Below are 25,582 nucleotides of genomic sequence, written 5' to 3' on the forward strand. Positions count from 1 at the left end.
CGATCCGGCCTCTCCGCCTATCAAGGAACCGGAGCCGGAGGGCTTGCCCGATGAAACGCCGGATCCCAATCCGGACGAGCGGCGGCCGCCGATACGAACCGCGGGCCGCGGCCCCGCCGCGCCAGCCGGCGCGGCGGCCTGATCACCGGGGCGCGGCGCCGGGCCGCGGTATCGCTCGCGTTCCGTATCGTCCAGGCGCAAGCTCGCCGAGACTCCCGACGGGATCGCCGGCTACGATATTGACCGGCGGCGCCTCGCCGTCGACCTGAACGCGACCGACGGGGGATGCCGCATGCCGACAGTCCGGGCCAACGACATCGACATCTTCTATGACGAGGTGGGTCCCGCCGGCGCGCCCGCGATCCTGCTCATCATGGGGCTCGGCACGCAGATGATCGCCTGGCCCGAGGCGTTTTGCGGCAGGCTCGCCGATCGCGGCTTCCGGGTCATCCGCTTCGACAACCGCGATGTCGGCCTGTCGTCCAAATTCGACCAGGCGCCGAAGGTCGATGTCGCCGCGGCTTTCGTTCGCGCCTTCATGGGGCAGCCGGTCGAGGCGCCCTACAATCTCGACGACATGGCCGGCGATGCGCTCGGCCTCATGGACGCGCTCGGCATTGCCAAGGCCCATATCGTCGGCGCCTCCATGGGCGGCATGATCGCCCAGACGCTCGCCGCCAGGCATGGTGACCGGGTGCGCAGCCTCGTCTCCATCATGTCGTCCAGCGGCGATCCGCGCCTGCCGCAGGCGCAGCCCGCCGCGGCCGCCACATTGACGGCGACACGCCCCCCGGGCGACGAGCGCGAGGCGTCGATCCAGTTCGGCATGACGATCCTCAGGACGATCGGCAGCCCCGGCTATCCGACACCGGAGGCCGAACTGCGCGCCAGGGTCGAACGGGCCTTCGACCGCTCCCACCATCCCAGCGGCATCGCGCGCCAACTGGTCGCGATCCTGGCGAGCGGCAGCCGGGTCGAACGTCTGAAGACGGTCGCCGTGCCGACCCTGGTGCTGCATGGCCAGGACGATCCGCTGGTGCCGGTTGCCGCCGGCGAAGACACCGCCAGGCACGTCCCCGGCGCCACGCTGCGGATCATACCCGGGTGGGGACACGACCTGCCGACCAGCCTGATCCCGACCCTTGTCGAGGCGATCGCCGGGCATTGTCAGGCGGCCGACAGGTCGGCGGGTTCACCATGATGGCGCTGCCCGGTGCCAGAAATCCTGGGGTAGTTCCTCATCCGGAATAGTCAGAAAGCCGGATTGCTCGTAATACAATGCCGGGTGATCTTGACCAGGGGATCTTGCCCAAGGGGTCTTGCCGCAATGCGGAAGCCCGTCGCGGTGTCCTTGGCCGCAGCAATGGTAAACGGGGCTTCGCCGCGAGGGCGGCCCATGGACGGTGACGGTGGCGATCGAAATCGAACGCAAATTCCTGGTAACGGGTGAGGGATGGCGCCAGGGCGCCGTCGTCAGGCGGATCGAGCAGGGCTATCTGCCCGTCACCGGCGATGTTTCGGTCCGTGTCCGCCTGCAGGACGGCGCGGCGACGCTCTCGGTCAAGGGAGAGCGCGCCGGAATCTCCCGCGAGGAATATGAATATGCGATCCCGCTGGCGGATGCTCAGAACATGCTCCGGCTCTGCCCGCATCAGCCCATCGTCAAGCATCGCTACGAGATCGCCCATGGCGGCAAGCTGTGGCAGGTCGATGCCTTTGACGGGCGGCACGCCGGCTTGGTGATCGCCGAAATCGAGCTGGACCACGCGGCCGAGGACTTCGAGCGGCCGGATTGGCTCGGCGTGGAGGTGTCGGAAGATCCACGCTATCGCAATTCGGCGCTCGCCCGCTCGGGAGTACCGGTGGAGGGCGAGGTTCTGCCGCTGCGCCGGCCGGCGACCGGCCTGGCCGCTACCGACCTTTCCAGGCAGCGCAAGGCGCTTTGAACCCATCGACATCGCCGCGAACGGATCGGTGGCCGGGGTGGCCTCGCCGCGCGGCCGGATGGCGGATCGCAAGCCGAGCCTTGTCCAGGCTGGCATGCTGCCGGCCGGAACGGCCCGCCGCGGCGTCATGGCACCCGACCGACAGGGCTGGCGCGACAGCCGCTTTCCCCGCTTCACATCATCGCGAGGGCGCGCCGGAACCGGTGGCAAGCGGGGATATTCCGCCTCGAGGGGAATGGCCCTATTCCATTGCCGGCCATCCGCCTCTTTAGTGTCTCGTAACTTTTCGGACATCGAATGAAATTCGACCGAACGGCATGGGCCCGGGGCTGAGAACGACTGATGGAAACGGCGGCGCCTTCCGAAATCTTCCCGCATGTCCGAATCGTTCTCGGCATGGTCATCGGCCTCGGCATCGCCCGCATCCTGACGGGGGTCGCGAGTTTCATCCAGCATCCCGGGCGCAACCGCGTCTCCGTGCTCCATATGTTCTGGGCCGCCTCGATCCTGATCGAGCTGGTGCTGTTCTGGTGGTGGGAATTCGGCCTGTCCCGCATCAGCTACTGGAGCTTCAGCGTCTTTCTCTTCCTGATCAGCTATGCCGTGGTGCTCTTCCTTCTCGCCGCGCTCCTGTTTCCCGACAACATCTCGGAATATGGCGGCTACGAGGACTTTTTCATCAAGCGGCGGCGCTGGTTCTTCGCGCTGCTGGCGGCCACCTTCGTGTTCGACGTGGTCGACACGCTCATCAAGGGGCCGGAACACTGGAACCGGCTCAGCGCCGAGCATCTGGTTCAGGTGCCGCTCGGCCTGACGCTGTGTATGGTCGCCTGGGCTTTCAAGAACCGCAAGGTCCAGCTCGCCGTCGTCCTGATCCACATCTCCTACCAATTCGTCTGGATCGCGCGGGTGTTCAACAGGATCCATTGAGGCCCGCCGGCCGCTTGGGCGGCGATCACGATGCGAGAGCGGCAAGATCCGTTCCGGCCGGGCAGGGCGTCCCTGCCGAGGACGCACTCCTCTCCGGCGCAAGGCTGAGCGAGATTGCGCACATCCCATCTTCCAGAGGACCAGGTCGCCATGATCACCCACGACAAACAAGCCGCGCTCGACCGACTGATGCGCTTTCTGCGGATCGAGGGGGTGACCGGCCAGGAGGCGGCGATCGGGGCCGACGTTGGGCGGGCGCTCGTGGAGGTGGGTGTCCCCGCCGATGTCATCGGCTTCGACGATGCCAATACGCGCATTCCGGTGCCGACCGAGACCGGCAACCTGATCGTCAAGCTGCCTGGGCGCGGTGCGCTCAGCAACAACCCGCCGCTCATGTTCATGACCCATCTGGACACCGTGCCGCTCTGCGCCGGCGCCAAGCCGCGGATCGACGGCGAGCGGATCGTCAGTGGCGGCGACACGGCCCTCGGCGGCGACAACCGGACGGGCTGTGCGGTGCTGGTGTCGCTCGCAGCCGAACTCGCCCGCCAGAATCTCGACCATCCGCCGCTGGTGCTGGTGTTCTGCGTCAGGGAGGAAAGCGGGCTCTGGGGCGCGCGCTACATCGACCTGGAGCGGGTCGGGCCGGTGGCCATGGGCTTCAACTTCGATTCGAGCAAACCATCCGACATCGTGACCGGCGCGGTCGGAGCCGATAGCTGGGAGGTCGAGATATCGGGTCGCGCGTCCCATGCCGGCGTTGCGCCCGAGCGCGGCATTTCCGCGACGATGATCGCGGCGCTGGCTCTCGCGGAGGTCCAGGCCGGCGGGTGGTTCGGCAAGGTGGTCAAGGATGGCCGGACCGGCACCAGCAATGTCGGTACCGTCGCCGGTCACGGCGGCAAGGCGGCCGGCGACGCGACCAATGTGGTCACCGACTATGCCTTCGTCGAGGGCGAGAGCCGCAGCCACGACATGGCTTTCGTCGATGACATCACCAACGCCTATGAGGCCGCGTTCCGCAACGCGGTGAAATCCCTGCCCAACAGCGAAGGCAAGACCGGCAGCATCACGTTCACCCGCCACCGGAAATATCACGCCTTCGCGCTGGATCGCAGCTTGCCCGTCGTCGCCCATGGCACGGCTGCGGTGTCGAGCCTGGGGCTCACTCCCAATCTGCGGCTTGCCAATGGCGGCCTCGATGCGAACTGGCTGACCCTGCACGGCATACCGACCGTCACGTTCGGGGCAGGACAGAACGAGCCGCATACCGTCGATGAATGGATCGACATTCCCGCGTTCCAGGACGCCTGTCGCCTGGCTATCGCGCTGGCGACGCAGCGCTGACCGCGCCGGATCGCCCGCGCCGCCGCGGCAGGCCAGATGCGGGCGATCGCTGTTGACGTGCCGGCCCGTCTTGCGGGCCGGCAGGTGCGCGCCTCGCCCCCGCCTGGGCCATGCGCCGGCCGTCACCCGGGTCGACCAGGCATGCGGGAGGGCCGCTGCCGCCTTCGTGCGGAGCGTCGCCGCGGTCCGCGTCCACGCCTGAAATCGCCGCGCCGAACCGATCGCGCCATCGTCACATGCGCCCCGACCAGAATTAACGCCCGTATAACGCTCGATTAACGGCCACGCCGACGGCAACGGGATTGTTGTCGACTGCAAGGAGCCTCGTTCCGGGCGCGGATCGTTGGGGGAAGCATGAACAGTTTGTATCCGTTTCGGGTACGGGGGCGAGCGAAGCGGCTCTCCACTGTCGCCGCCATGTCCGCCGCCGATGTCAGCGCCCTTGCGTCGCGAGCGCTGCATCGACGTTCTCGCGTCGGGGCCGTCCTCAGCGGCGGCAGCGCCGCGGCCATCGAGGCTGGCTTCCGAGCCGCTCCGGCACGCCCTGGCGGCTGTGGCATCGATGGCGCCGGAGCAAGCGATGGCCGTTGACCCGGGCTTCAATGGCGGAGCGGGGGCGGGGGCGGAGCTTGCCATGAAGCTGCAGCTCACGTCCCTGGCGCTGGGATGCTCGACCAGCAAGGAGCTCTGCGCACGCTTTGCGGCGGTCAATCCGGAGACGGCGTTCACCGTGCAGAATGCCTATAAGTGGGTGCGCGGCAAGGCGACGCCGCGACTTTCGAGCGTCTATGACGATTGGGCGCGCATTCTCGGCGGCGGGCTTGCCGCCTCCTTCGTCGCAGCCTCCTCCTTCGACGAATTCGCCCAGACGGTCCGCCGTCACCTCCCGGTCCCCGATGCGGCGCTCGCCAGGCTGCGCCAGGATCAATCCACGCCGCCGGTCCCGGCACGGGCAGTGAACGAGCCTGCCTCCAGACCGGCGATACGACAGACGTCCTGGCGGCCGAACCATTGGCTGGCCGGGCGCTACCTGGCCATTTCGCCGTCCTGGTCGCAGGCGGAGATGGGCAATCTCATTCTCGGCCGCGCCGAGATCATGCCCGCCGACGGCGACGACTTCGCGGTCCGCTACACCGAGAGCCTGTTCGGCCAGGACATCACCATGACCGGCCCGATGTTCTGCGACGGGCGAACGGCGCAGGCCGCGTTGCGCTGCAGCTTGAGCCTCCGGACCTATTTTCTGGCGCTCCGCGCACCATCTCCGCCGGCCAATATCGTCGGCGGCATCCTCAGCGGCGCAGCCCTTCACGACTTCGAGGCGCGCTCGATGGCGGGGCGCATCGTCCTGGTGCGTGATCATCTGGAACGCCGCGATCCGCTCCACGGACAAGGATATCTCGCCGCGTCGCCCGATCTCCTGGACGAGCATATCGGCCATCTCGGTTATGTCGATGACCCGCGGCGCATGGTCGCGAGCAGGCAATTGCTCGCCCTGCTCCAGGCGCCGGCCGCGCAAGGCCTGCTCGAAATGCCGCCCGCCGCGCTGGGGGCGCTCGGCCTGGACTTCGACCGCGTCGCACCCAGCGAAACCCACCCCGCCTCCTGACGGCCCGCCGCCCGGGCGGATCTCAACGCGAGGCGCCGCCATCGGCCGCCTTGCCGATGGCACGCAACGCGACGCCCGCAAGGACATCCTGCTCGATCATTTCGAGCGAGCGTCCACGCGTCTCGGGCACGAAGCGGATGCAGATGCCGAGCGCCGCCAGACAAATGGCCAGGAACAGCCCGATCACGCCGGCCAGGCCGATCCATTCGACCAGCGAGAGAAAGGTGAGAGCGACCAGCATGTTGAACAGCCAGCTGGTCGCCGAGGCGACGGCAATGCCGGTTTCGCGAATGGCCGCGGGAAAAAGCTCCGACATGAGCACATAGGGCAGGGCGCCGAGGCTCATCGCAAAGGCCATGATGTAGACGCCGAGGCCCGCGAGGCCGACCCAGGGCCAGTCGCACAGGGCCGCGGCCACCACGGCGGCCAGGCCGAGGGCCATGACGGCGGAGCCGATGATCAGCAGGGGGCGGCGGCCGACGCGATCGACGAGGAGGAGCGCCGCCAGGGTCGCGGCGAAATTGAGCAGGCCGAGGCCAAAGGTCGCGGCCAGCGCCGCCGTGCCGGCCGAGAAGCCGAGATTCTGGAAGATGCGCGGGGCGTAATAGAGAATGCCGTCGATGCCGCTGAGGTTCTGAAGCACGAACAGGGCGCTGCACAGGACGAGAACGGCGCGCGTGCTGCCGAGCGGAATGACCGACCGGAGCGTCGCGCCTCGCCCGGCGGCCGGGTGCGGGACCTCCGCCATGTCGGCTTCGAGGCCCAGCATGCGTGCCGCACGGCCGTCGGCCTCGCGCCCGCTGGACCGAAGCCAGCGCGGGCTCTCCGGCAGGATCATGACCACGACGAGGCCGAATGCCGCGGGCACGATGCCGAGCCCGAGGATCACGCCCCAGGATGCCCCGGGCAGCCCGAGCGGGGTTCCGTAGGCGATGAGAATGCCGGCGGTGATCGCGAGCTGGAACAGCGCGACGACGGCGCCGCGCCGGCGCGCCGGCGTGATCTCGGCGGCATACATCGGCGTGACCATCGACGACAGCCCGATCGACAGGCCGACCAGGACCCGCGCGGCGATCAGCCAGCCATAGGACGGCCCGGCCAGGATGACGACGAAGCCGGCGCCGGCGAGGACGAGGGCGATCAGCAGCGACAGGCGCCGCCCGTGCACGGCCGATAGCGGGCCGGCGACGACGGCGCCGACAAAGCTGGCGCCCGGCAGGCAGGCCACCAGCAGCTGCTCCTGGAAGACGTCGATCGCAAACTGTTCCTTGAGGTGATCCAGGACGCCCGCGATCGATGCCGTGCTGTATCCAAAAAGTATTCCTGAAAATGAAACCATGAGTATGACTAGAATAGTCGCTATTCCGCGCATGTTTTCCACTTTCTTCCGGAAATTTCCGATATCAGCGAATTATGCCGATATCGACGCCGGGGTGAGCTGTGCAATACTATTTCTTGGCGCGGTATAGTCGATATTGATAAGTATTTCCAAACATATTTGGAGATCGTCGAAATGAAAAAGAGAGTATAGATCGATGGCAACGGAAGAATCCGCCACGCTCAACCCTCAGCATCTGCGTCCCAATCGACTTGCGATCGACGGTGGGACACCGGTCCGCGCGGAGCCGCTTCCCTGGGAGCTGCCGGGTGCGCAGTGGATCGGCGAGGAGGAGCGGGTGCTGGTGGAGCGCGTCGTCCTGTCGCGAAGCCCATTCCGCTTCTATGGTCCCGACCCGCAGCATATGGTCGAGACATTCGAGCGCGAATGGTGCGAGATGTTCGGCCACCGCCATGCGCTGGGCGTGTCGTCGGGCACGGCGGCGCTCGCCATCGCGGTCTCCGCCCTGGATATCGGCCCGGGCGACGAAGTGCTCATTCCCGGCTATCTCTGGGTCAGCTGCGTGGCGGCGGTGGTGCGCGCCGGCGCGATTCCGCGGCTGGTCGATATCGACGAGACGTTCTGCATCGATCCGCAGGATCTGCGCCGCAAGATCGGGCCGCAGAGCCGCGCGGTGCTCTGCGTCCACATGAGCGGCGCGCCCGGCCATATCGAGGAGATCGCCGCGATCTGCCGCGAGCACGGCCTGAAGCTGATCGAGGATTGCGCGCAAGCCGCCGGAGGCAGCCAGAACGGGCGCGCGGTCGGCCGGTTCGGCGATATCGGGATCTTCAGCTTCCAGCTCAACAAGAACATGACCTCGGGCGACGGCGGCCTGATCGTCTGCGAGGACGACGCCCCGTTCAGGCGGATCGTCGCGCTGCACGATCTCGGCTATCCGCGCACCGCCGCGGGACGGCTCGATACCTCGGACGAAGCGTGCCAGCTCTGGGGCATGGGCGCCCGCATGTCCGAACTTGCCGGCGCCATGGCGCTCGGGCAGATGCGCAAGCTGCCCGCCATTACCGCGGCCATGCGCACGGCGAAATGGCGGATCCGTCACGCCCTGGAGGGCGTTCCGGGGCTCACGTTCCGCAATGTGCCGGATCCCGCGGGCGATACCGGTCCGGTGCTCTTCATGCTGCTGCGCGACGAGGCGACCGCCGCGCGGTTCGTCGCGGCGCTGCGCGCCGAGGGCATTGTCGGTCCGCCCGGAAGCCTTGTCTGCATTTCCACGCGGGAGTGGGGGCTGCACTGGTATTCGAACATCCCCAGCCTGGTGCATCGCCGCTCTAATTCCCGCGACGGCTTTCCCTGGTCGCACCCGGCGAATGCCTTCGCGGCGGACTATCATTATGGCCATGGCGCCCTGCCGGCCTGCGACGCTTTCCACGCGCGGGGCGCGCTTCTGACCATCGGCTCGGTTCTGAGCGAGGCCGATGTCACCGACATCATCCTGGCCATCCGGAAGGTGGCGAGCACTCTCCCGTAATCGGCGGTCTGGTGGAAGTGGAGAGGCTCACATGATCTATTTCGTCGCGGCAATCGCGGGAATTGCCGGTTTTCTGTTCGGCTTCGACGAAGGCGTCATTGCCGGCTCGCTCCATCTGTTGCGCGGAGAATTCAGCATCACGCCCCTCAACGAGGGGCTGATGACGGCGGCCGTTCCGCTCGGCGCGCTTTTCGGCGCCCTTGTCGCGGGCCGGGCGGTCGAGACTTTCGGCCGGCGGGCGCTGCTGCTGTTCGCCGCGGTCCTGTTCGCGGTGGGGGCCATCCTGTCGGCACTGATCGTCGCGGTGTGGATGCTGAGCATCGCCCGGCTGATGCTCGGTCTCGCCGTCGGGATCGCGGCGCTCGTCGCGCCGCTCTACATTGCCGAGAGCGCGCCTCCGGCCCGGCGCGGCATGCTGGTGTCGATCTATCAACTGGCCATCACGCTGGGCATTCTGGGCGCCTATGTCGTCGGCTATGCCTTTTCCGAGTCCTGGCGGACGATGTTCCTGTTCGGCGCGCTGCCGGGCATCGCGCTGTTCGTCGGCATGTTCGTCCTGCCGGATACGCCGCGCTGGCTGGCGATCAAGGGACGATCCGCTGAGGCGGCCGCGGCGATCGCCCGGATCCGGGCGGTTGCGCCCAACAGCCCGCTGGTCACGGCCGAACTGGCGGAGATCGCCCGGATCGCCCGGGATGACCGCGACAAGGCAACCTGGTCCGACCTGTTCGGACCGGTGATCCGCCCGGCACTGGTCGTCGGCATCGGATTGTTCCTGCTGCAGCAGATGAGCGGCATCAACGCCGTGATCTACTACGCTCCCGTCGTCTTCAAGGAAGCCGGCTTCGGCTCGGCATCGACGCAATTGCTCGCCACCGTCGGCATCGGCGTCGTCAATGTCGCGATGACCGTCGTCGGCATGATGCTGATCGACCGCATCGGGCGCCGCAGGCTTCTGTTCATCGGATTTGCCGGCACCGCGCTCAGCTTGGGACTGATCGCCATTGCCGCGGCGACCGACGCCGCCGCGCTCGACGTGCTCGCGATGATCGGCCTCGTGCTCTATATCGCCGCCTTCGCCGCCAGCATCGGCCCGCTGCCCTGGGTCATGATGTCGGAGATCTTCCCCCTGAATGTCCGCGGCATCGGCATGAGCGTCGCCTCGCTGGCGAACTGGGCGTTCAACTTCATCGTCGTCTTCTCCTTTCCCCTGCTGGTATCCTCCATCGGCCTCGGCGGCGTCTTCGCCATCTATGCGGTGGTCTGCGCGGCCGGCATCCTGTTCACGCTGCGCTTCGTCCCGGAGACCAATGGCGTGGCGCTCGAGGAGATCGAGCGCCATCTGCGATCCGGCCGGCCGTTTCGCGACCTCGGGAACTATCCTGGGGAGCCGGAGCGCGGCGGCCTGCAGCCGACTTATGCCGCGCCCGGCGCGGGGAAGGCGGCCGGCCGATGAACGCAGCCGCGATCATGCCACATCAGGACGCGGAAGCGCTCTTGCGGGCGATCATCGGGTTCAGCCCCTACCGCCGTGTCCTCGCGCCGCTGGAGGCCGACATCACGCGCATCGCGCTGGCCAATCGGCAGGTGAGCAGCGCGCTCGCGGCGGTGATCGAGCGTTCCGGCTTCACCGCCGGCGCGAGCCTTCGCCGGGGAGACCTCGGGCCCGAGGCACGGATCTTCGCGGCCTTCCTCGAACATATCCACTTCGCCTCCCCACCTTTCCTCAAATCGGTCGGCGAATGGCCAGTCGGAGGCCGCCGTGGCGGATGAAGCGCAGTGCGATGTCTGTATCGTCGGCACCGGGGCCGGCGGCGGCATCCTCGCCCATACGCTCGCCAAGGCGGGCTTGAATGTGGTGTCGCTGGAACAGGGCGAAATGCTCGCGGCCGACTATTTCCGCACCGTGGCGCCGGCGGGGCCGGCGCGGGACTTCGGCATTGGTCCGGACACCGTCTGGCCGAGCGACCCGCATGACAGCCTGTTCGTGCATCCGCTGTTCGCCGACGGCGCCACCGGCTCGACCAGCCGTCCGGATCGCGGGTTCCGCCATTTCCAGATCCTGGCGGTCAACGGCCTGCAGAATCTCTGGAACGGGGTCAGCGTACGCTTCTCGGAGGCCGATTTCGCCGGCTGGCCGATCGATTATGCGACATTGGCCGGCGACTATGCCGCCGTGGAGCGCCGGATCACGGTCTGCGGAACGACCGAGAACATCCCGGAACTGCCCGACGGCCATTTCGTCGCGCCCAAGCCCCTGCGGCCGGCCGACAGGATGATCGTCCGCGCCGTCCAGTCGCTGCGCGAACCCTATTCTCACGCCATTCCCAATCGCAAGGCGATCAATACCCGGCCGGGAATGGCCAATTCATGCACCTCGACCGGCATCTGCACGTCGGGTTGCCCGACCGGAGCGATGTACAAGTTCTCCAGCCATCTCCTGCCGGAACTGGCCCTGCTGCCGAATTACGAATTGCGAACCCACGCCAAGGTGGTCCGGCTGACGCGCGACAACGGATCCCGCCGCGTGTCGGGCGTGGATTATGTCGATACCCGCAGCGGCGAGCGTCGCATCCTGCGCGCCAGGATCGTCGTGCTCGCCGCCGGGGCACTGGAAAGTCCGCGCATCCTGTTCAATTCCGCCGACGAGGCGGCGCCGTCGGGGCTCGGCAATCGCAACGGCCGCCTCGGGCGGGACTTGCAGGACAATCCGAAAGCGGTGCTGTCGACCTCGCTCTGGCGCCTGTGGGGCAAGCGGCGCGACTACGATATCGGCTATGGCGACCTGCTGATCCTGCTGTCGCGCGGACAATTGCCGGACGGATCGTCCTTCCCGTTCATCGGCCACGCGATCCACGGCATTCCCGACGTGCCGCACTATCTCACCGGCCTCGCACCGTTTCCGGCGGTCCTGAAGACGCCGTTGGCACGGGCCCTGTTCCACAGCTACGTCACGCTCGGGCTGTTCTGCGCGGGTGAGGCGATGCCTGGGAACCGGGTGCGGCCGGGCACGACCTTCGATCGCTACGGCATCCGCCAGGTCGAGGTCGATTTCACCGTGCCGCCCAAGGCCGTGCTGCAGATGCAGTCCATGATGGACTGGGGCAAGAAGGTCCTGCGCAAGGCGTCGTCGACGCTCGTCCATAGCAGCAGCGACAATAGCGGGACCGGCATCCACTACGCCGGCACCACCGCGCTCTCGGGCGATCCGTCGACCGGCGTCGTCGATGCCGACCTGCGCAGCCACGACATCGACAATCTCTTCATCTGCGACGGCGGCGTCATTCCATCGCTGCCCGACAAGCACCTGACCCTGACGATCATGGCTCTGTCGCACCGTCTCGGCCGCCACATCGTGCAAAGGGTGCGCGCGCAAGATTTCGAGGCCGCCTGAAACCACGCCGAAGCGGGTCGCCGGGCCGTGCGCAGGCCCGATGGCGAACCGGTCAGCCGGAAATGCGGGTTCCGACACGGGACACAGGGCGCGACGGTTCCGCGGAAATCCGTCGTTCAGGACGCCGCCAGCTTGCCGGCCTTGGCGGCGAGCAGAGCCTTCAGTTCCCTGGGATAGAGTTCAGGGCCGCCATCGCAATCCAGGCCGTTCAGGTCATACCAGCTTGCGACACCGGGGGCGCCATTGTCCTCGTGGAACGCGATGCGCTCCTGGCCGTCGAAAGCACCGGCGGGAAAGGCGACGTCGAATATGAAAAGGATCTCGTGACCGGCGGTACCTTCGTGGATGTAGAGGTTTTCCACGACGACCGGCTCGCCCAAAACGACGACATCGATGCCGAGCTCCTCCTTGAACTCCCGCACCACCGCCATTTTCGCGGGTTCGCCGAACTCGACGCTGCCGCCGAGCGGACGCACACCTTTGACCGCGCCCGTGTCGTCATGGACTTCGGCGGCAAGCAGCCGACCGTTGCGCCAATGCAGGCCGAGGGCTTTCACCCGGACTCTCGAAGCTGGTCGCCAAGCACCCATGGCCGCTCATTATCGCGGGCGCTCGACGGCCGCAATGGAGGCGATCCGGCCATTCGGTCCTCGCGACGGTCGCGGCCATCAGGGCGCGCGACCGGCACGACGGCGCCGCCCTTTGGCGGCGCCGGCCGGAGAGATGGCGATCGAGCAAGCCGAGAACCCGGCTGTGCTGCTTCCGCGTGGTGACCAGCCGCGCCGGGCAAAGGCGGGATCAGAGGATGGCGCCGGGATCGCGCCGCAATTCGCGCCGGGCGAAATAGGCGAATGTCAGGTTGAGAACCTTCGGCTTGCGCAGAAAGTCGCGCGACTCGATGGCAAGCTCAGGCGCGATGCTCCGGATGGCGCCGATAGCGCGGGCACGCAGCTGCATCTCGGCGGCGTGTTCCATCCAGACCGCCAGCATCGTGGCCTCCTCAACGGTCTTGCCGGCCGTCAGCAAGCCGTGATTGGCGAGCAGGATGGCGTGTTTGCTGCCCATCGCTTCGGAGATGATGCGGCCCTCGTCGTCGCCGATCGGCAACCCCGGCCATTCGGCGAGAAAGGCGCAATCGTCGAATAGCGGGGTCGCATCCATATGGGCGACGGCCAGCGGCTCTCCGATCATCGAAAGCGCCGCGCAGGCCGGCGGATGGGTATGGACGATGGCGCCGACATCGGGACGTTTCGCGTAGACCCAGGCATGAAAGCGAACCCCGGGGTTCGGCATCCGGCTGCCCTTCAGCGGCGTCAGGTCCTTGTCGACCAGGGTCAGCGTGCTCGCGCAGGCTTCGTCGAAGCCGACCCCGAAGCCGAGCGTCAGCATGTCCGAGGGGTCGGCCGCCCGGCAGGTGATCTGCCCGGCCAGGCCGCGCCAATGACCTTCCGCGCACAGAATGCGGCTCGCCAGCGCCACCTTCTGGCGCAGTGTCCAGGGCGACCCGGCCAGCGTATCCATTTCGGTGTCGAGGCGCGATGCGATGGAGTCCTTGGGCTGAACGTTCATGGGACGAGGTTCCTTTCTCTGGTTTGCCGGCCATGTTCGCCGGCGCCGGCCGGCGTGGCGGCAGCGGCGCCGGATCGACGGCGGGGCGCGGTTGTCCCGGCTGCCGCCGGACGGGAGGAGGGATCGCAGGACGGGCATCGCCGGTTATCCCGGCGTGCCGGGAGACCGCATCAGGGCGGCGCAGAGCGCGGCCAGCAGTCCAAGCGCCGCGATATAGACGCCGACCGAGACGATGCTGCCATAGGCGGCAACCAGGGCACTGGCGACGATGGGGGCAAGGCCGCCGCCGATGGCTGCGGCGATCTGGATCCCGAGCGACATGCCGCTATAGCGCAGCTCGGCGGGAAACTGGGCGCCATAGAGGTCGGACTGCGGGCCGAACATGCTCGCATAGTTCAAGGCCAGTGCGACGATCACGGCAATGGTGAAGGCGGTGAGCGAGCCGCTGCCGATGGCCAGAAACAGCGGGATCGCCATGATCGCCAGAAGCGCGCCGCCGAAACCGTAGACCCGGCGCGAGCCGAACTTGTCGCCGAGCCATCCGAAGAAGGGAATCATCACAATCTGGCAGGCCGCGCCGATCATGATCGCGCGCAGGACGTCGCCCCGGGCAAAGCCGAGCGTCGAGATGGCATAGGAGACGGAGAAGACGACGATGGTGAAGTACAAGGTCACTTCGCCGAGCTTGCCGCCAATGGTCAGCAGCAGCGGGCGCATGTGGCGCAGGACGACGTCGCGGGCCGGAAAGGGCGATGTCCTGCGGGCGGCCTTGACCTGGGCAAATTCGGGCGATTCAGCGACGCTGAGGCGAATGAAGAGGCCGACCACGATCAGGATGGCACTGGCCAGGAACGGCAGCCGCCAGCCCCAGCTCAGGAAGTCGGCCTCCGGCAGCATCGTGCTGGTGGCTGCGAAGGCGCCGGTCGACAGCAGCAGGCCGATCGGCGTGCCGCCTTGCGGCAGGCTGCCGAAGAACGATTTCCGGCCGGCCGGGGCATGCTCGACCGCCATCAGCATGGCGCCGGCCAGCTCGCCGCCGAAGGACAGGCCCTGCAGCACGCGCAGTGTCACCAGTGCGATGGGGGCCCAGATACCGGCCGACGCATAGGTCGGCAGCAGCCCGATCAGCACGGTCGCCACCCCCATCAGTACCAGGCTGAGGGTCAGCATGGCCTTGCGGCCGAGCCGGTCGCCATAGTGGCCGAAGATCACGCCGCCGATCGGCCGGGCGAAGAAGCCGGTCGCGAAGGCGCCGAAGGCCGCCAGCGTGCCGGTCGCCCCGTCGACGCTCGGAAAGAACAGCTTGTTGAAGACCAGCGCCGCGGCGGTCCCATAGGCCAGGAAATCGAAGGCCTCGATCGCCGATCCGACCATGGTCGCCGCCGCGACCTTGGTCATGGACGAGCTTGCCGCGGCGACGGGCGGGGCGTCGGCTTTCAATGCGGGATCGATGGTCGTCATGTCGGTTTTCCCCTTGGACAATTAGTTGTCTCTCGGCCAACACATGACCTATCCAGCGGAATGGTTCAAGAGGGGAGTTTCGGCGACAGTTGCTCGTCCGGCGGTCGATCGCACCGGCGAGATGTCAATTCGTCACCGGTCGACGCCTGTCGGCCGGCGTGCTAGGCAGCGTTGAAATTGTCCGGGAGGCGATTTTCGGCCAGGGAGGCAACACGTTGCAGCGGGCTGACGAGCAGGCGACCGGCTTGCAATACGGGCTGTTCGTGCGCGACCTGCGGGTTCGCCGCAATTTGACGCTGGACCAGCTTGCCGCGCAGACCGGCCTCAGCAAGGGACACCTGTCGCGCTTCGAGCGCGGCGAGAAATTCCTCTCGGTCGCCGCCCTGATGCGTGTGGCGAGCGCGCTGGGGGTGTCGGTCTCCGCCATGCTCGGCGAGAGCGTGGTCGATGACGCGCTTCATCTCGTGCGCCATGGCGAGCGCACGGTTCACAAGGCGCCGAAGGCCGATGGAGCCTACCAGTTCGCGCCGCTCAGCCGGCCCGGGTCGCAAACCGGGCCAATGTCCTTCGTCGTCGATATCGCGGCGCAGTCACGCCGGACCGGACAGGCCTTTCATGCCGGCGAGGAAATTCTCTTCGTCATCGAAGGCAGTATCGAGGCCGAATTCCCGGACCGGACGATCACTCTGGACAAGGGCGACTATCTGCAGTTCCCCGGCCATCTCAAGCACGCGCTTCAGGGACTGGCGCCGCGCAGCCAGGTGCTCATCGTCGTGGTCAGCCAGGATGGCGCCAGGACCTGAGGCGGTGGCCGGCGTGACGGATGGGCAAGCCCTGGCCGCCGCGCCGCCGGCCCGCCGAGCCCGGCCTCGAAGTCCGGGCCAGGCAAGCTATAGTCCGGCATCCTCCATTCCGCTGGACGATGAGACCCGTCGATGCTCGACCTCAACGACTTTCGCTATTTCGTCCGGATCGTCGATTGCGGCGGGCTCACGGCCGCCAGCCGCAACCTGAACGTTCCGAAATCGACGGTGAGCTACCGCTTGCAGCAGCTGGAGGCGTCGCTTGGGGTGCGGCTGATCAACCGGACGTCGCGCAGCCTGAGCACCACCGATGCGGGCGATCTGTTCTACCGTCACGCCGTCGGCATGCTCGAACGCGCGGACCTCGCCGAAAGCGCGGTCCGCGAACGCCTCGTCGAACCGAGCGGCACCATTCGCTTCACCACCGGCGTCGCGACCTCGCTGTTCGCGCTGCGGCCGATATTGCCGGCCTTCATCCGGCGCCATCCGAAGCTCAGCGTGATCCAGCATACCAGCGACGATCAGGTCGATATCGTCGGCGGCAGCTATGACCTCGCCGTGCGGGCCCATACCGGACCGCTCTCGGATTCGACATTGGTGCAGCGGGCGCTGGCGCCGGCGCCCTGGTTTCTGTTCGCGTCGCCGGATTATCTCGCGCGGCGCGGCCTGCCGCTGGCACCCGAGGACATCGCCGGGCACGATACGTTGCTCATGCCGAGGCCGGGCCGCCCACTGACATGGAAGCTTCGGCATCCGACCCGCGGCGAGCTTGTCGTGCCGGTGGAGCCACGGCTTGCCGGCAATGACATCGTCATGCTGAAACAGGCTGCGCAAGACGGCCTCGGCATCGTGGCCTTGCCCGGCTATGTCTGCCGCGACGACGTCAGGTCGGGCGCGCTTACACGGGTGCTGCCGGACTGGCTCGCCGGCGAAGCCAGGATCACGGCCGTGGTGCCCTTCCGGCACGGCCTGCTTCCCTCGGTCCGGGCCTTTGTCGACTTTCTGGTCAAGGAAATCCCCGGGATTGTCGGCTGAAGTGTAGCATCCAATGCATTGGATACAGCATCCGACAAGACGCCTCTGATGGTTCCGCGGATCGAACCCCAGCTTCGAACAGGACCGATCGATGCCCGTGCGGCGCGTCGGCCGGCGCAGCTTCATCGACGGCCGGGGCATCCTTGGGCCGCCGGCAGGGAGAACGACAGATGACGATTTTCGTGACCGGGGCCACGGGTTATATCGGCGGCGCGATCGCGGCCCGGCTGATCGCCGAGGGCCGGGCGGTCCGCGGCCTGGTGCGCAGCGAGAGCAAGGCGAAGCTGCTGGCGCAGGCCGGCGTGACGCCGGTGCTGGGCGAGCTCGACGACACCGCGCTTCTGACGCGGGAGGCGCAGGCCTGCGAAGGCGTGATCAATGCAGCCGACAGCGATCATCGTGCGGCGCTGGAGGCGCTGATCGCCGGGCTCGCGGGCTCCGGCAAGCCGCTCCTGCATACGAGCGGCTCCAGCATTGTCGCCGACCATGCCCATGGCGACCGCGCTTCGGACCGGATCTTCGACGAAGATACGCCGCTGACGCCGGAACCCGGCAAGGCGGCACGCGTCGCCATCGATCAACTGGCGCGCGCGGCGGCCGGGCGCGGGGTTCGATCGGCTGTGCTCTGCAACACCATGATCTATGGCGTCGGCGCCGGCTTGCACCGGGACAGCGTGCAGGTGCCACGGTTGATGGCGGAGGCACGCCGAGCCGGGATCGCCCGCCATGTCGGCCGGGGCGTCAATATCTGGTCCAATGTTCACGTCGACGACATGGTGGATCTCTACGTGACCGCCCTCGCGAAGGCGCCGGCGGGATCGTTCTATTTCGTCGAGAACGGCGAGGCCTCGTTCCGAGAGATCGCCGAGGCGATCAGTCGCCGGCTCGGCCTCGGAGCACCACAATCCTGGCCGTTCGACGAAGCGGCCGAGGCCTGGGGTTACAGCCACGCCGCCTATACGTTCGGCTCCAATAGCCGCGTCAGGGGATTGCGTGCCCGCGCCGAGCTCGGCTGGCGGCCGAAACACCGTTCGCTGATCGAATGGATCGAGAACGAGGGTTGAACGACGGCAGCACATCCATGGCGATCGGCTCTTGTCCGGACGCAGCGGTGATGACGATCCAACGTGATCGGCCGCCTGCCGGACCGGTGCCGGCGCGGCCCTGCGTCAGCCCTGGGTCACCGGCCGGACGACCAGTTCATTGACGTCGACATTGTCCGGCTGGCCGATCGCGAAGCCGATCGCCTCGGCGATGGCCGAGGCCGGGATGGACGCCTCGTCGGCCATGGTCCGCATCGCGGTCTTGACCTGGATGTCGTTGATGCCGTCGATCAGTTCGCTCTGCGTCATTCCCGGGCTGACGATCGTCACGCGCAAATCCTTGCTCTCCTGCCGCAACCCCTCGGAGAGCGCCCGCACGGCGAATTTCGTCGCGCAATAGATGCCGGCGGTGGGGGCGACGCTGTGCCCGGCGGTCGAGGCCACGTTGATGACGTGACCGGCGCCCTGCCTGCGCATGATCGGCAGGACGGCGGCAATGCCGTAGAGCACACCACGCAGGTTGACGTCGATCGTCCGGTCCCATTCGTCGACGCGCAACGCCTCGAACGGCGATAGCGGCGCCACGCCGGCATTGTTGACCAGCACGTCGACCCGGCCGTACCGCCGGTCGGCGGCGGCGACGAAGGCCTTCACGCTTGCGAGGTCGGTCACATCGAGCGCCTGGTGCAAGGCATCGCCGCCGGCGTCCCGGATGTCCCCGGCCAGCGCGGCGATGCGGTCCTCGCGTCGGGCGCCGAGCACGATCCTGTGGCCGCCGGCGGCAAGGTGGCGCGCCGTGGCCGCGCCGATACCGCTGCTCGCGCCGGTGATCAGCACGACCTTGCGCGCGACGGATGGTGATGAATTGGTCATGGAATGCTCCGCATCGTCCTGGCTGGGAGCACGCTCCCGACGGCGGAGTTATGCGATGGAGCGCCGCCCGGGCGTTATCGCGATCCTGCAAGATTTATCGACGATCCTGCAAAGCGGGCGAGCCGCGGCTGGCCCGAGCGACAGGATCGGATAGAGTGGCGATGCCATGGCCATGCGAACGACAACAGGTGCGTCTTGACGCTGCCCCCTGATCCCAACCGGGAGATGGCGGCGATCATCGCCCGGTTCGCCACCCGTGACGCGGAGGTTCCGACCGCGATCGGCAGCCTGTTCTTCTCGCGGCGCTCGGCGCCGACGCCCTGTGTCCACGCCGCCCAATGGCCGTGTTTCGGCCTGGTCGTTCAGGGCGCCAAGAGCCTCGTGCTGGGGGCGGATGTCTATCGCTACGGGGTCGGCGACTATCTGGTGGTTTCGCTCGATCTTCCCGTCGTTTCCAGCGTGACGGAAGCGAGCACCGAAGCGCCGAGCCTGGGTTTCGGCCTGAGGATCGATCCGGATCGGCTGAAGCAACTGCTTGGCCGCGTCGACGTGACGCGACCGGCGCCGACACCCGATGACATGCGGGCGGTGGCCGTGAACAAGGCGGCACCGGACCTGCTGGATGCCGCCCTGCGATTGCTACGACTGCTGGATCGGCCGGAGGATATCCCGGTCATGGCGCCGTTGATCGAGCAGGAGATTCTCTATCGCGTGGCGACCGGCCCCTTCGGTCCGATCCTGCTGCAGATGGCGCTCATCGAAAGCCCGGCCAACCGGATCGCCCAGGCGGTCGCCTGGCTGCGTCAGAACTTCACCCGATCGCTGCGCATCGACGAGCTGGCCGGGCGTGTCGGCATGAGCCCGTCGTCGCTGCACCATCATTTCAAGGCGGTCACCGCCATGACGCCCATGCAATACCAGAAGCAGCTCCGTCTTCACGAGGCGCGGCGCCTGATGCTGACGGAACGGCTGGATGTCGGAACGGCGGGCTATGCCGTCGGTTATCAGAGCCCGTCGCAGTTCAGCCGGGAGTATGGCAGGCTCTACGGCCTGTCGCCGCTGCGCGACGTGAGCGGTGTCCGGGAGCGAATGGCTCAGGAATAGCGCTCCGGGGGCCGTGCGGGCCGCCCATGGCGGCGGCCCTGGTCCGGGGGCAGAGGTGTTGCGGCCGGACGGCCCTGGTCATTTCCGGTTCGCGGGACGAGACACGACAGTCTGATGCGGCATGCCGGCCCGGTGCGGTCGAGGTGCGGCCGAGGCGAGGGGCGTGACACCGTCATTGTTTCCCAGCTGGGCCGAAGCCGTGTCGTCGCGCGTCGGGCGGTCCCGGCGTTCGAGCAATCTCGCCAGTTCGGGATGCAGGCCGTCGCCGCGTCCGGCGGCAATGCTGTGCAAGGCAAGAAAAGACATCATCGGCCAATTTCCCTTTTGCGATCCCGGGAGCGGGCTCAGTCGAGCTCGGCGGAGGGGCGGGTTCGCTCAAGATCGGGCAGCCGGCCGCCAAGGGCACTCCGCTTCTTGCGGTGGAAACGATCCGCGTGAGCGCGCCAGCCTATCCGGTGAAAGCCGGGCGTCCGGGGTGGCGCCTGGCCCTTGCCGGATGGCCTCGCGGAGCAGGCGAGGGCATCCGCGTGCCGGGCCGGGTCTCGATCGGGCGGACCCCATCGGACGGCCTATCGCGGCTCGCGCGCGATCGGCCTTCGCCGGCTTTCAATCGATGCCTTCGACGTCGCGGAGCCTGGGGATCACGAAATCGGTAAAGGCCCGGACGACCGGGCGCATGAATTTGGTCGATGGGTAGGCCAGGAAAGCCTCCGTCGGCTTCACCTCGTAGTCCGGCAGGATGCGGACGAGGCGGCCGTCGGCCAGTTCGTCGGCCACGAGGATCAACTGGACCGGGCCCGCGCCGCGTCCAGCCTTCAGGCTGTTCGTCAGGACCTGGGCATTGTTGGTCTTGAGCGACGGCCGGACGGCCACCTCGATCGTGCCGCCGGCCTTGCACAGGGTCAGCGTATCGCGCGGCGACAGGATCGTCGTCGTCGTCACGATGGCGACATCCGACAGGCGCTCCACGCTGTCGATGGGGCCGACGCGCCGCAGATAGTCCGGCGATGCGACCAGGATGCGGCGGATCGAGCCGACGCGGCGGACGATGAGGTCCTGGCTTTCGGGCTTGCCATAGCGAAGGGCGAGATCAAAATTCTCGTAGATGAGATCGACATGCCGGTTGTCGAGCACGAGATCGACACCGACGCCGGGATGGGCGTCCTGAAACGCCATCACCATGCCGTGCAGGTGCTGCGTTCCGAGACAGGACGGTGCGTGGATCCGCAAGGTGCCCTCGATCTCCCCCATGTCCCGGCGCACGCCCTCCATCGCCGCGTCGATCGCGGCGAGCGCGGTGCGGCTCGCCTCGTAGAGCGTCAGGCCGTGAGCGGTCGGCCGAACCGAGCGCGAGGAACGTTCGAGCAGGCGCGCATTCACATGGCGTTCGAGGTTGCGCAGGTGCTTGGTGACAGCCGGTTGCGATATGGCGAGATCGCGCGCGGCTCCCGTGACCGAGCCCTTCTCGACGGTCCGGACAAAGGCGCGCAAGGCCGCGTTGATGTCCATCCATATCTCCTGGTTATGGCTATGATCATAGCATAACGGATAGACGCGGTTGTCGTCACGGGCTTCCATGAGCCGGACGCAACACGTGCCCGGAGTTCAAGTCGACGATGTCAATTCGCAGGCGTTCATTCGTTATCGGTTTCCCCTTGCTGGCGGCGGGCTGCGTCTCGCGCCAGGCCGTGGCGCCGGCCATTCCATCGGCGGCGGACGAGCCGTATTACCGCTCGATGTATGCCGCCATCGACACCGAGCCGTTCCCGGTCCCTGCCGTCGACCTGGCGACCATTTCGCCGCGATTCTACCGCCAGGAAGTGCCCTATCGGACAGCCGAACGGCCCGGCACGGTCGTCGTCGATCCCAATGCACGGTTCTGCTATCTCGTCCAGGAGAACGGCACGGCATTGCGCTACGGTGTCGGCGTCGGCAAGGTCGAAGCCTTCAATTTCCAGGGCGAGGCGACGGTTGGGCGCAAGGCCCAATGGCCACGCTGGACGCCGACACCGAACATGATCGCGCGGGAGCCCGAGCGTTATGGCCCGGTCAGGGCCGGCCTGCCGGGCGGCGAGGGCAATCCGCTGGGGTCGCGCGCGCTCTATCTGCACCGCGACGGACAGGACACGCTCTACCGGCTGCACGGTACGGTGGAGCCATGGACGATCGGCACGAAGGTCTCATCCGGCTGCGTCCGCCTGTTGAACCAGGACATCATCGACCTCTATCGGCGCGTTCCGGTCGGAGCCAAAGCGGTCGTGCTACCCGCCAGGGTGACGATGACGGGTTGAAGGGCGATGCCGCGGAGACAATCTCCGTGCGCGACCATGGCGGGATCACGACAGATATTGGCGCCGATGACGGAGCGTGGCTCCCGGCTCTTGGCCATTGTGCCGATCAACGGGCGTCGCCGTTGGCCGCGTCCGCCGAAGCGATCCGCGCAAATCGTGTCGGGGCCCCGTCCGGCTGGGGCGCCGGCGTCCGCCACCATACCGGCCGGCCTTCGCGACGATCGTGCCGGCGCGCAATCTCCCAGGAACCGATCCCAATGCAAGACGAGATGTTCGACGTCGCCATCGCCGGCGCGGGCCCTGTCGGGCTGTGGCTGGCCTGCGAGCTTCGGCTGGCCGGGATCGCGGTGGTGGTGCTGGAACGGCGTAGCGAGCGCATCAATCAGTCCCGGGCCCTGACCATTCATGGCCGCACGCTGGAGGTCTTCGCGCTGCGCGGCCTGGCCGAGCGCTTCATGGCGCGCGGCAGGCCGCTGCCGACCGGGCATTTCGGGCTGCTCGACACGCGCCTGGATTTCTCCGGGTTCGAAACGCGTTTTCCGCACAGCCTGTTCATTCCGCAGGCGACGACCGAGATCCTGCTGGAAGAGCGGGCGCTGGAGCTGGGCGTCGTGCTGCGGCGCGGCCATACACTCACCCATCTGGATCACGCCGCCGACGGCGTGGTCTTCCACGGCGAGACCACGGGCGGATCGTTCCGGGTCGGCGCGCGCTACGGCATCGGCGCCGACGGAGCGCGCAGCCTGGTTCGCTCCAGGGCCGAGATCGACTTCCCCGGTTCGCCCGCCACCCAGACCTTCGCGATGGGCGACGTGCGGCTCGACCCTCCCGACGGGCCGCCCATGCTGTCGCGGATGAACGAGAACGGGCATGTCCTGATCGCGCCGCTCGGCGACGGCGTGCACCATCGCATCGTGCTGCTCGATCGCGAAAGGCGCACCCTGCCGCAGACGGAGCCGCTGACCCTGGACGAGCTGGCTGCGTCGGCCCGGAAGATCCTGGGGACCGATTGCAACGCGCGTGCGCCCTTGTGGCTGACCCGCTTCACCGACGAGACGCGACTGGCCACGCACTATCGCAAGGGCCGTCTCTTCCTGGTCGGAGATGCCGCCCATATTCACACGCCGGCCGGCGGCCAGGGCATGAATGTCGGCATTCAGGATGCCATGAATCTCGGCTGGAAGCTGGCGGCGGTGCTGAAGGGCCAGGCGCCGGAGGCATTGCTCGATACGTTCGAACGGGAGCGCCGGCCGATCGGCCGGAGCCTCTATGAGAACACGCTGGCGCAGACCGCGCTGATCTCCTCGTTCGACCCGTCGGGCCTGGCCCTTCGCGCGCAGTTCGGCCGCTATCTGCAGATCGCGGAACTCAACAAGGCCGTGGCGGGCGAGATGTCCGGCTTTGCCGTGGGCTATCCCGGCGGGTTGTTGCCCGAAGAGGCGGAGACGGGTTCGCGCGTGGGGCAGCGGGTCCCCGACGAAGACCTCATCCTGGCCGATGGGACGAAAAGCGCGCTGTTCGGCAATCTCTCGCAGGGGCGATGGCTGAACCTGTCGCTGCGCGACGGTCGCCGGGCGCCGGTCCCGTCATGGCTGGCGCGGGAGGCCGTGGCCGATGTGACGGCGCGGCGCGGCAATCACGGCGGCGAACTCGCGGGGCGGGCGGCCGTCCTGGTCCGCCCGGACGGCTATGTCGCCGGCTCGATCTCCTGCGAGGGCGACGTCGCGTCGCCGGCGGCGCCGGAGATGCGGGCGCCGCCGATCCTGCTGCCCGCGCCATCGCTCTGACCCGGAGACAAGCATCATGCGGAGGCTCAATCCCGCTGGCCTGGCACCGCCCATCCAGGATCTCTATGCGCAGATCGTCGTGGCGCCGGCCGGCCGGCGCATGGCGGCGATAGCGGGCCAGGTGGCGATCGATGCGCGCGGCGAACTGGTCGGAGCCGGCAGTCACGAGCAGCAGGCCCGGCAGTGCTTCCTCAATATCCGGGCCGCGCTCGATGCGCTCGGCGCAACTCCGGGCGACATCCTGCAAATGAAGATCCATGTCGTCGACCACCGACCGGACCGGATCGCGGCGATATTCGGCGCGGGACACGGTGTGTTCGGGGCGGACTGGCCGCTCTGCGCCAGCACCTATCTCGGTGTCGCCTGTCTGGGTCTGCCGGAGTGGCTCGTCGAGATCGATGCCTTGGTGGTGATGGCCTCGTGAGGACCGGCGCCATCGGCAAGGGTCCGCTGGCCTGGAGCCGTCTCACGGCGCCCTGACAGGCCTTCCCTGGCGCCCTGGCAGCGCAATCACGTTCCGCGCCGCCGCGGCCCTGGCCCGGTTCGGTTCCACCGCCTCCGGCATGGCCGCGGGATGATCGGAAAAATAGCGGGACGGCGTGGTGCCGAGCGTCCGCTTGAACATCGCGATGAATGCGCTGGGGCTTTCGTAGCCGAGGTCCAGCGCGATGGTCGTGACGCTCTGCCCGGAGGCGAGGTGCTGAAGCGCAAGCCCGATATGGAGTTGCTGCCGCCATTTCGCGAAGGTCAGGCCGGTCTCGTGGCGGAACAGCCGGCTGAGGGTCCGGTTGCTGGCGCCGACACGCGCGCCCCATTCGTCGATCGTCATGCGCCGGGCGGGATCGCCGAGAAACATGTCGACGACCCGGACAAGCCGGCGATCCCTCGGCATCGGCAGGCAGAGCGGCTCCTCGGGAGCGGCATTGAGCTCGTCGATCAGGACGTCGACCAGCCGCGATTCACGGCTATTGCCGGTTTCGTAGAGCCTGGGGCCGGCCATGAAGCGGAACATCAGTTCGCGCAGCAGCGGCTGCACGAAGATGATGCCGCATTCGGGCCGCAGCGCCGCCGAGACGTCCGGTTCGACATAGAGGCAGCCGACGGAGACCTGACCCATGACGCTCGCGCTGTGGACGCAGCCGCTGGGGATCCAGATGGCGCACGAGGGCGGCACGGTCCAGAGCCCCGACGCGGCCCGGACGGTGATGGCGCCGCTGACGACATAGAGCAGCTGGGATTTTCGATGCGCGTGCGGGGAGAGTTCGGTCGTGTTGGCGAGATCGAGCGCCTGGCCGACCACCGGGCGCGGAACGGAATCCGGAAAATCCTCCTTGATCAGGTCGCGCCAGGCCGGGTCGTTGCTCATCAGGTGGCTCCCCTCCGGGCCAGCGTCCGGCCGCCGAACAGAAGTCATTCCGTTCGAAATGACAAGGCGGCGGACGCCGGTGGCCGGCCCCCTGCGCGATTGTCCGGACGCTGCCCCATGATGGGCGCCCGGCACGGTTCGCCGCGCCTCCGAAACC

General features: G+C 67.6%; 23 protein-coding genes. 16 read left to right on the forward strand and 7 right to left on the reverse strand.

Annotated features, from left to right (window positions below; translation table 11 throughout):
* The first annotated feature begins 292 nt into the window (after positions 1 to 292).
* The 5 genes from AC07WJ_RS06880 (at position 293) to AC07WJ_RS06900 (ending at position 5,829) form a co-directional block, all read left to right on the forward strand.
* Positions 293 to 1,201 (forward strand): alpha/beta fold hydrolase, encoded by a 909-nt coding sequence (locus AC07WJ_RS06880; RefSeq protein ID WP_494933762.1) that lies wholly within the window; start codon positions 293 to 295, stop codon positions 1,199 to 1,201.
* A 208-nt stretch (positions 1,202 to 1,409) separates the two neighbouring features.
* Positions 1,410 to 1,946, forward strand: coding sequence for a CYTH domain-containing protein (locus AC07WJ_RS06885; protein ID WP_494933763.1), 537 nt, complete (start codon positions 1,410 to 1,412; stop codon positions 1,944 to 1,946).
* Between the two features lie 342 nt (positions 1,947 to 2,288).
* Positions 2,289 to 2,876 carry a hypothetical protein gene (locus AC07WJ_RS06890; protein WP_494933764.1) on the forward strand — a complete coding sequence of 196 codons (588 nt, stop codon included), beginning with the start codon at positions 2,289 to 2,291 and terminating at the stop codon, positions 2,874 to 2,876.
* A 153-nt stretch (positions 2,877 to 3,029) separates the two neighbouring features.
* A complete protein-coding gene (locus tag AC07WJ_RS06895) occupies positions 3,030 to 4,223 on the forward strand; it encodes a M20/M25/M40 family metallo-hydrolase (protein WP_494933854.1) in 1,194 nt (397 codons plus the stop codon).
* Positions 4,224 to 4,857: 634 nt separating this feature from the next.
* Positions 4,858 to 5,829: a hypothetical protein gene (locus AC07WJ_RS06900; RefSeq protein ID WP_494933765.1), complete on the forward strand. Its 972-nt coding sequence runs from the start codon at positions 4,858 to 4,860 to the stop codon at positions 5,827 to 5,829.
* Positions 5,830 to 5,851: 22 nt separating this feature from the next.
* Here AC07WJ_RS06900 and AC07WJ_RS06905 read toward each other — a convergent pair whose 3' ends face one another.
* Positions 5,852 to 7,201, reverse strand: coding sequence for a sugar porter family MFS transporter (locus tag AC07WJ_RS06905; protein WP_494933766.1), 1,350 nt, complete (start codon positions 7,199 to 7,201; stop codon positions 5,852 to 5,854).
* A 163-nt stretch (positions 7,202 to 7,364) separates the two neighbouring features.
* Between AC07WJ_RS06905 and AC07WJ_RS06910 the strand changes: the two genes are divergently transcribed.
* From AC07WJ_RS06910 to AC07WJ_RS06925, 4 genes are read left to right on the forward strand one after another with little or no spacing between them, the layout of a single operon-like run.
* Positions 7,365 to 8,699 carry a DegT/DnrJ/EryC1/StrS family aminotransferase gene (locus AC07WJ_RS06910; protein ID WP_494933767.1) on the forward strand — a complete coding sequence of 445 codons (1,335 nt, stop codon included), beginning with the start codon at positions 7,365 to 7,367 and terminating at the stop codon, positions 8,697 to 8,699.
* Between the two features lie 31 nt (positions 8,700 to 8,730).
* A complete protein-coding gene (locus AC07WJ_RS06915; RefSeq protein WP_494933768.1) occupies positions 8,731 to 10,155 on the forward strand; it encodes a sugar porter family MFS transporter in 1,425 nt (474 codons plus the stop codon).
* Positions 10,156 to 10,196: 41 nt separating this feature from the next.
* A complete protein-coding gene (locus tag AC07WJ_RS06920) occupies positions 10,197 to 10,472 on the forward strand; it encodes a hypothetical protein (protein WP_494933769.1) in 276 nt (91 codons plus the stop codon).
* Complete coding sequence (locus AC07WJ_RS06925) at positions 10,462 to 12,093, forward strand: GMC oxidoreductase (protein ID WP_494933770.1); 1,632 nt, start codon at positions 10,462 to 10,464, stop codon at positions 12,091 to 12,093. The genes AC07WJ_RS06920 and AC07WJ_RS06925 overlap by 11 nt, the downstream gene beginning before the upstream one ends.
* Positions 12,094 to 12,209: 116 nt before the next feature.
* Here AC07WJ_RS06925 and AC07WJ_RS06930 read toward each other — a convergent pair whose 3' ends face one another.
* The 3 genes from AC07WJ_RS06930 to AC07WJ_RS06940 form a co-directional block, all read right to left on the reverse strand.
* Positions 12,210 to 12,650 carry an NUDIX hydrolase gene (locus AC07WJ_RS06930; protein WP_494933771.1) on the reverse strand — a complete coding sequence of 147 codons (441 nt, stop codon included), beginning with the start codon at positions 12,648 to 12,650 and terminating at the stop codon, positions 12,210 to 12,212.
* Between the two features lie 241 nt (positions 12,651 to 12,891).
* Positions 12,892 to 13,662, reverse strand: a complete 771-nt coding sequence (locus AC07WJ_RS06935) for an aldolase (RefSeq protein ID WP_494933772.1) — start codon at positions 13,660 to 13,662, stop codon at positions 12,892 to 12,894.
* Between the two features lie 144 nt (positions 13,663 to 13,806).
* Complete coding sequence (locus tag AC07WJ_RS06940) at positions 13,807 to 15,123, reverse strand: MFS transporter (RefSeq protein WP_494933773.1); 1,317 nt, start codon at positions 15,121 to 15,123, stop codon at positions 13,807 to 13,809.
* A 215-nt stretch (positions 15,124 to 15,338) separates the two neighbouring features.
* Here AC07WJ_RS06940 and AC07WJ_RS06945 point away from each other — a divergent pair, with 215 nt between their 5' ends.
* The 3 genes from AC07WJ_RS06945 to AC07WJ_RS06955 all read left to right on the forward strand — a co-directional run bounded on the left by AC07WJ_RS06945 (position 15,339) and on the right by AC07WJ_RS06955 (position 18,025).
* The gene (locus tag AC07WJ_RS06945; RefSeq protein WP_494933774.1) at positions 15,339 to 15,926 is read left to right on the forward strand and encodes a helix-turn-helix domain-containing protein; all 588 of its coding nucleotides are present in this window, start codon (positions 15,339 to 15,341) and stop codon (positions 15,924 to 15,926) included.
* Positions 15,927 to 16,058: 132 nt separating this feature from the next.
* The gene (locus AC07WJ_RS06950) at positions 16,059 to 16,961 is read left to right on the forward strand and encodes a LysR substrate-binding domain-containing protein (RefSeq protein ID WP_494933775.1); all 903 of its coding nucleotides are present in this window, start codon (positions 16,059 to 16,061) and stop codon (positions 16,959 to 16,961) included.
* A 170-nt stretch (positions 16,962 to 17,131) separates the two neighbouring features.
* Complete coding sequence (locus AC07WJ_RS06955; RefSeq protein ID WP_494933776.1) at positions 17,132 to 18,025, forward strand: NAD-dependent epimerase/dehydratase family protein; 894 nt, start codon at positions 17,132 to 17,134, stop codon at positions 18,023 to 18,025.
* 105 nt (positions 18,026 to 18,130) lie between these two features.
* On the opposite strand, the gene AC07WJ_RS06960 is transcribed toward AC07WJ_RS06955, so the two are convergent.
* The gene (locus AC07WJ_RS06960) at positions 18,131 to 18,877 is read right to left on the reverse strand and encodes an SDR family oxidoreductase (protein ID WP_494933777.1); all 747 of its coding nucleotides are present in this window, start codon (positions 18,875 to 18,877) and stop codon (positions 18,131 to 18,133) included.
* A gap of 195 nt (positions 18,878 to 19,072) precedes the next feature.
* Here AC07WJ_RS06960 and AC07WJ_RS06965 point away from each other — a divergent pair, with 195 nt between their 5' ends.
* Positions 19,073 to 19,981, forward strand: coding sequence for an AraC family transcriptional regulator (locus AC07WJ_RS06965; RefSeq protein WP_494933778.1), 909 nt, complete (start codon positions 19,073 to 19,075; stop codon positions 19,979 to 19,981).
* Positions 19,982 to 20,587: 606 nt separating this feature from the next.
* On the opposite strand, the gene AC07WJ_RS06970 is transcribed toward AC07WJ_RS06965, so the two are convergent.
* Positions 20,588 to 21,490 (reverse strand): LysR family transcriptional regulator, encoded by a 903-nt coding sequence (locus AC07WJ_RS06970; RefSeq protein WP_494933779.1) that lies wholly within the window; start codon positions 21,488 to 21,490, stop codon positions 20,588 to 20,590.
* Positions 21,491 to 21,597: 107 nt separating this feature from the next.
* Here AC07WJ_RS06970 and AC07WJ_RS06975 point away from each other — a divergent pair, with 107 nt between their 5' ends.
* The 3 genes from AC07WJ_RS06975 to AC07WJ_RS06985 all read left to right on the forward strand — a co-directional run bounded on the left by AC07WJ_RS06975 (position 21,598) and on the right by AC07WJ_RS06985 (position 24,483).
* Complete coding sequence (locus tag AC07WJ_RS06975) at positions 21,598 to 22,272, forward strand: L,D-transpeptidase (protein WP_494933780.1); 675 nt, start codon at positions 21,598 to 21,600, stop codon at positions 22,270 to 22,272.
* Between the two features lie 269 nt (positions 22,273 to 22,541).
* Positions 22,542 to 24,059 (forward strand): FAD-dependent monooxygenase, encoded by a 1,518-nt coding sequence (locus AC07WJ_RS06980; RefSeq protein WP_494933855.1) that lies wholly within the window; start codon positions 22,542 to 22,544, stop codon positions 24,057 to 24,059.
* Between the two features lie 16 nt (positions 24,060 to 24,075).
* Positions 24,076 to 24,483 (forward strand): RidA family protein, encoded by a 408-nt coding sequence (locus AC07WJ_RS06985; protein ID WP_494933781.1) that lies wholly within the window; start codon positions 24,076 to 24,078, stop codon positions 24,481 to 24,483.
* Positions 24,484 to 24,525: 42 nt separating this feature from the next.
* On the opposite strand, the gene AC07WJ_RS06990 is transcribed toward AC07WJ_RS06985, so the two are convergent.
* Positions 24,526 to 25,425, reverse strand: coding sequence for an AraC family transcriptional regulator (locus AC07WJ_RS06990; RefSeq protein ID WP_494933782.1), 900 nt, complete (start codon positions 25,423 to 25,425; stop codon positions 24,526 to 24,528).
* Between the last annotated feature and the right edge of the window lie 157 nt (positions 25,426 to 25,582).

This window comes from Phreatobacter sp. GW821-FHT04C01 (assembly GCF_059420385.1).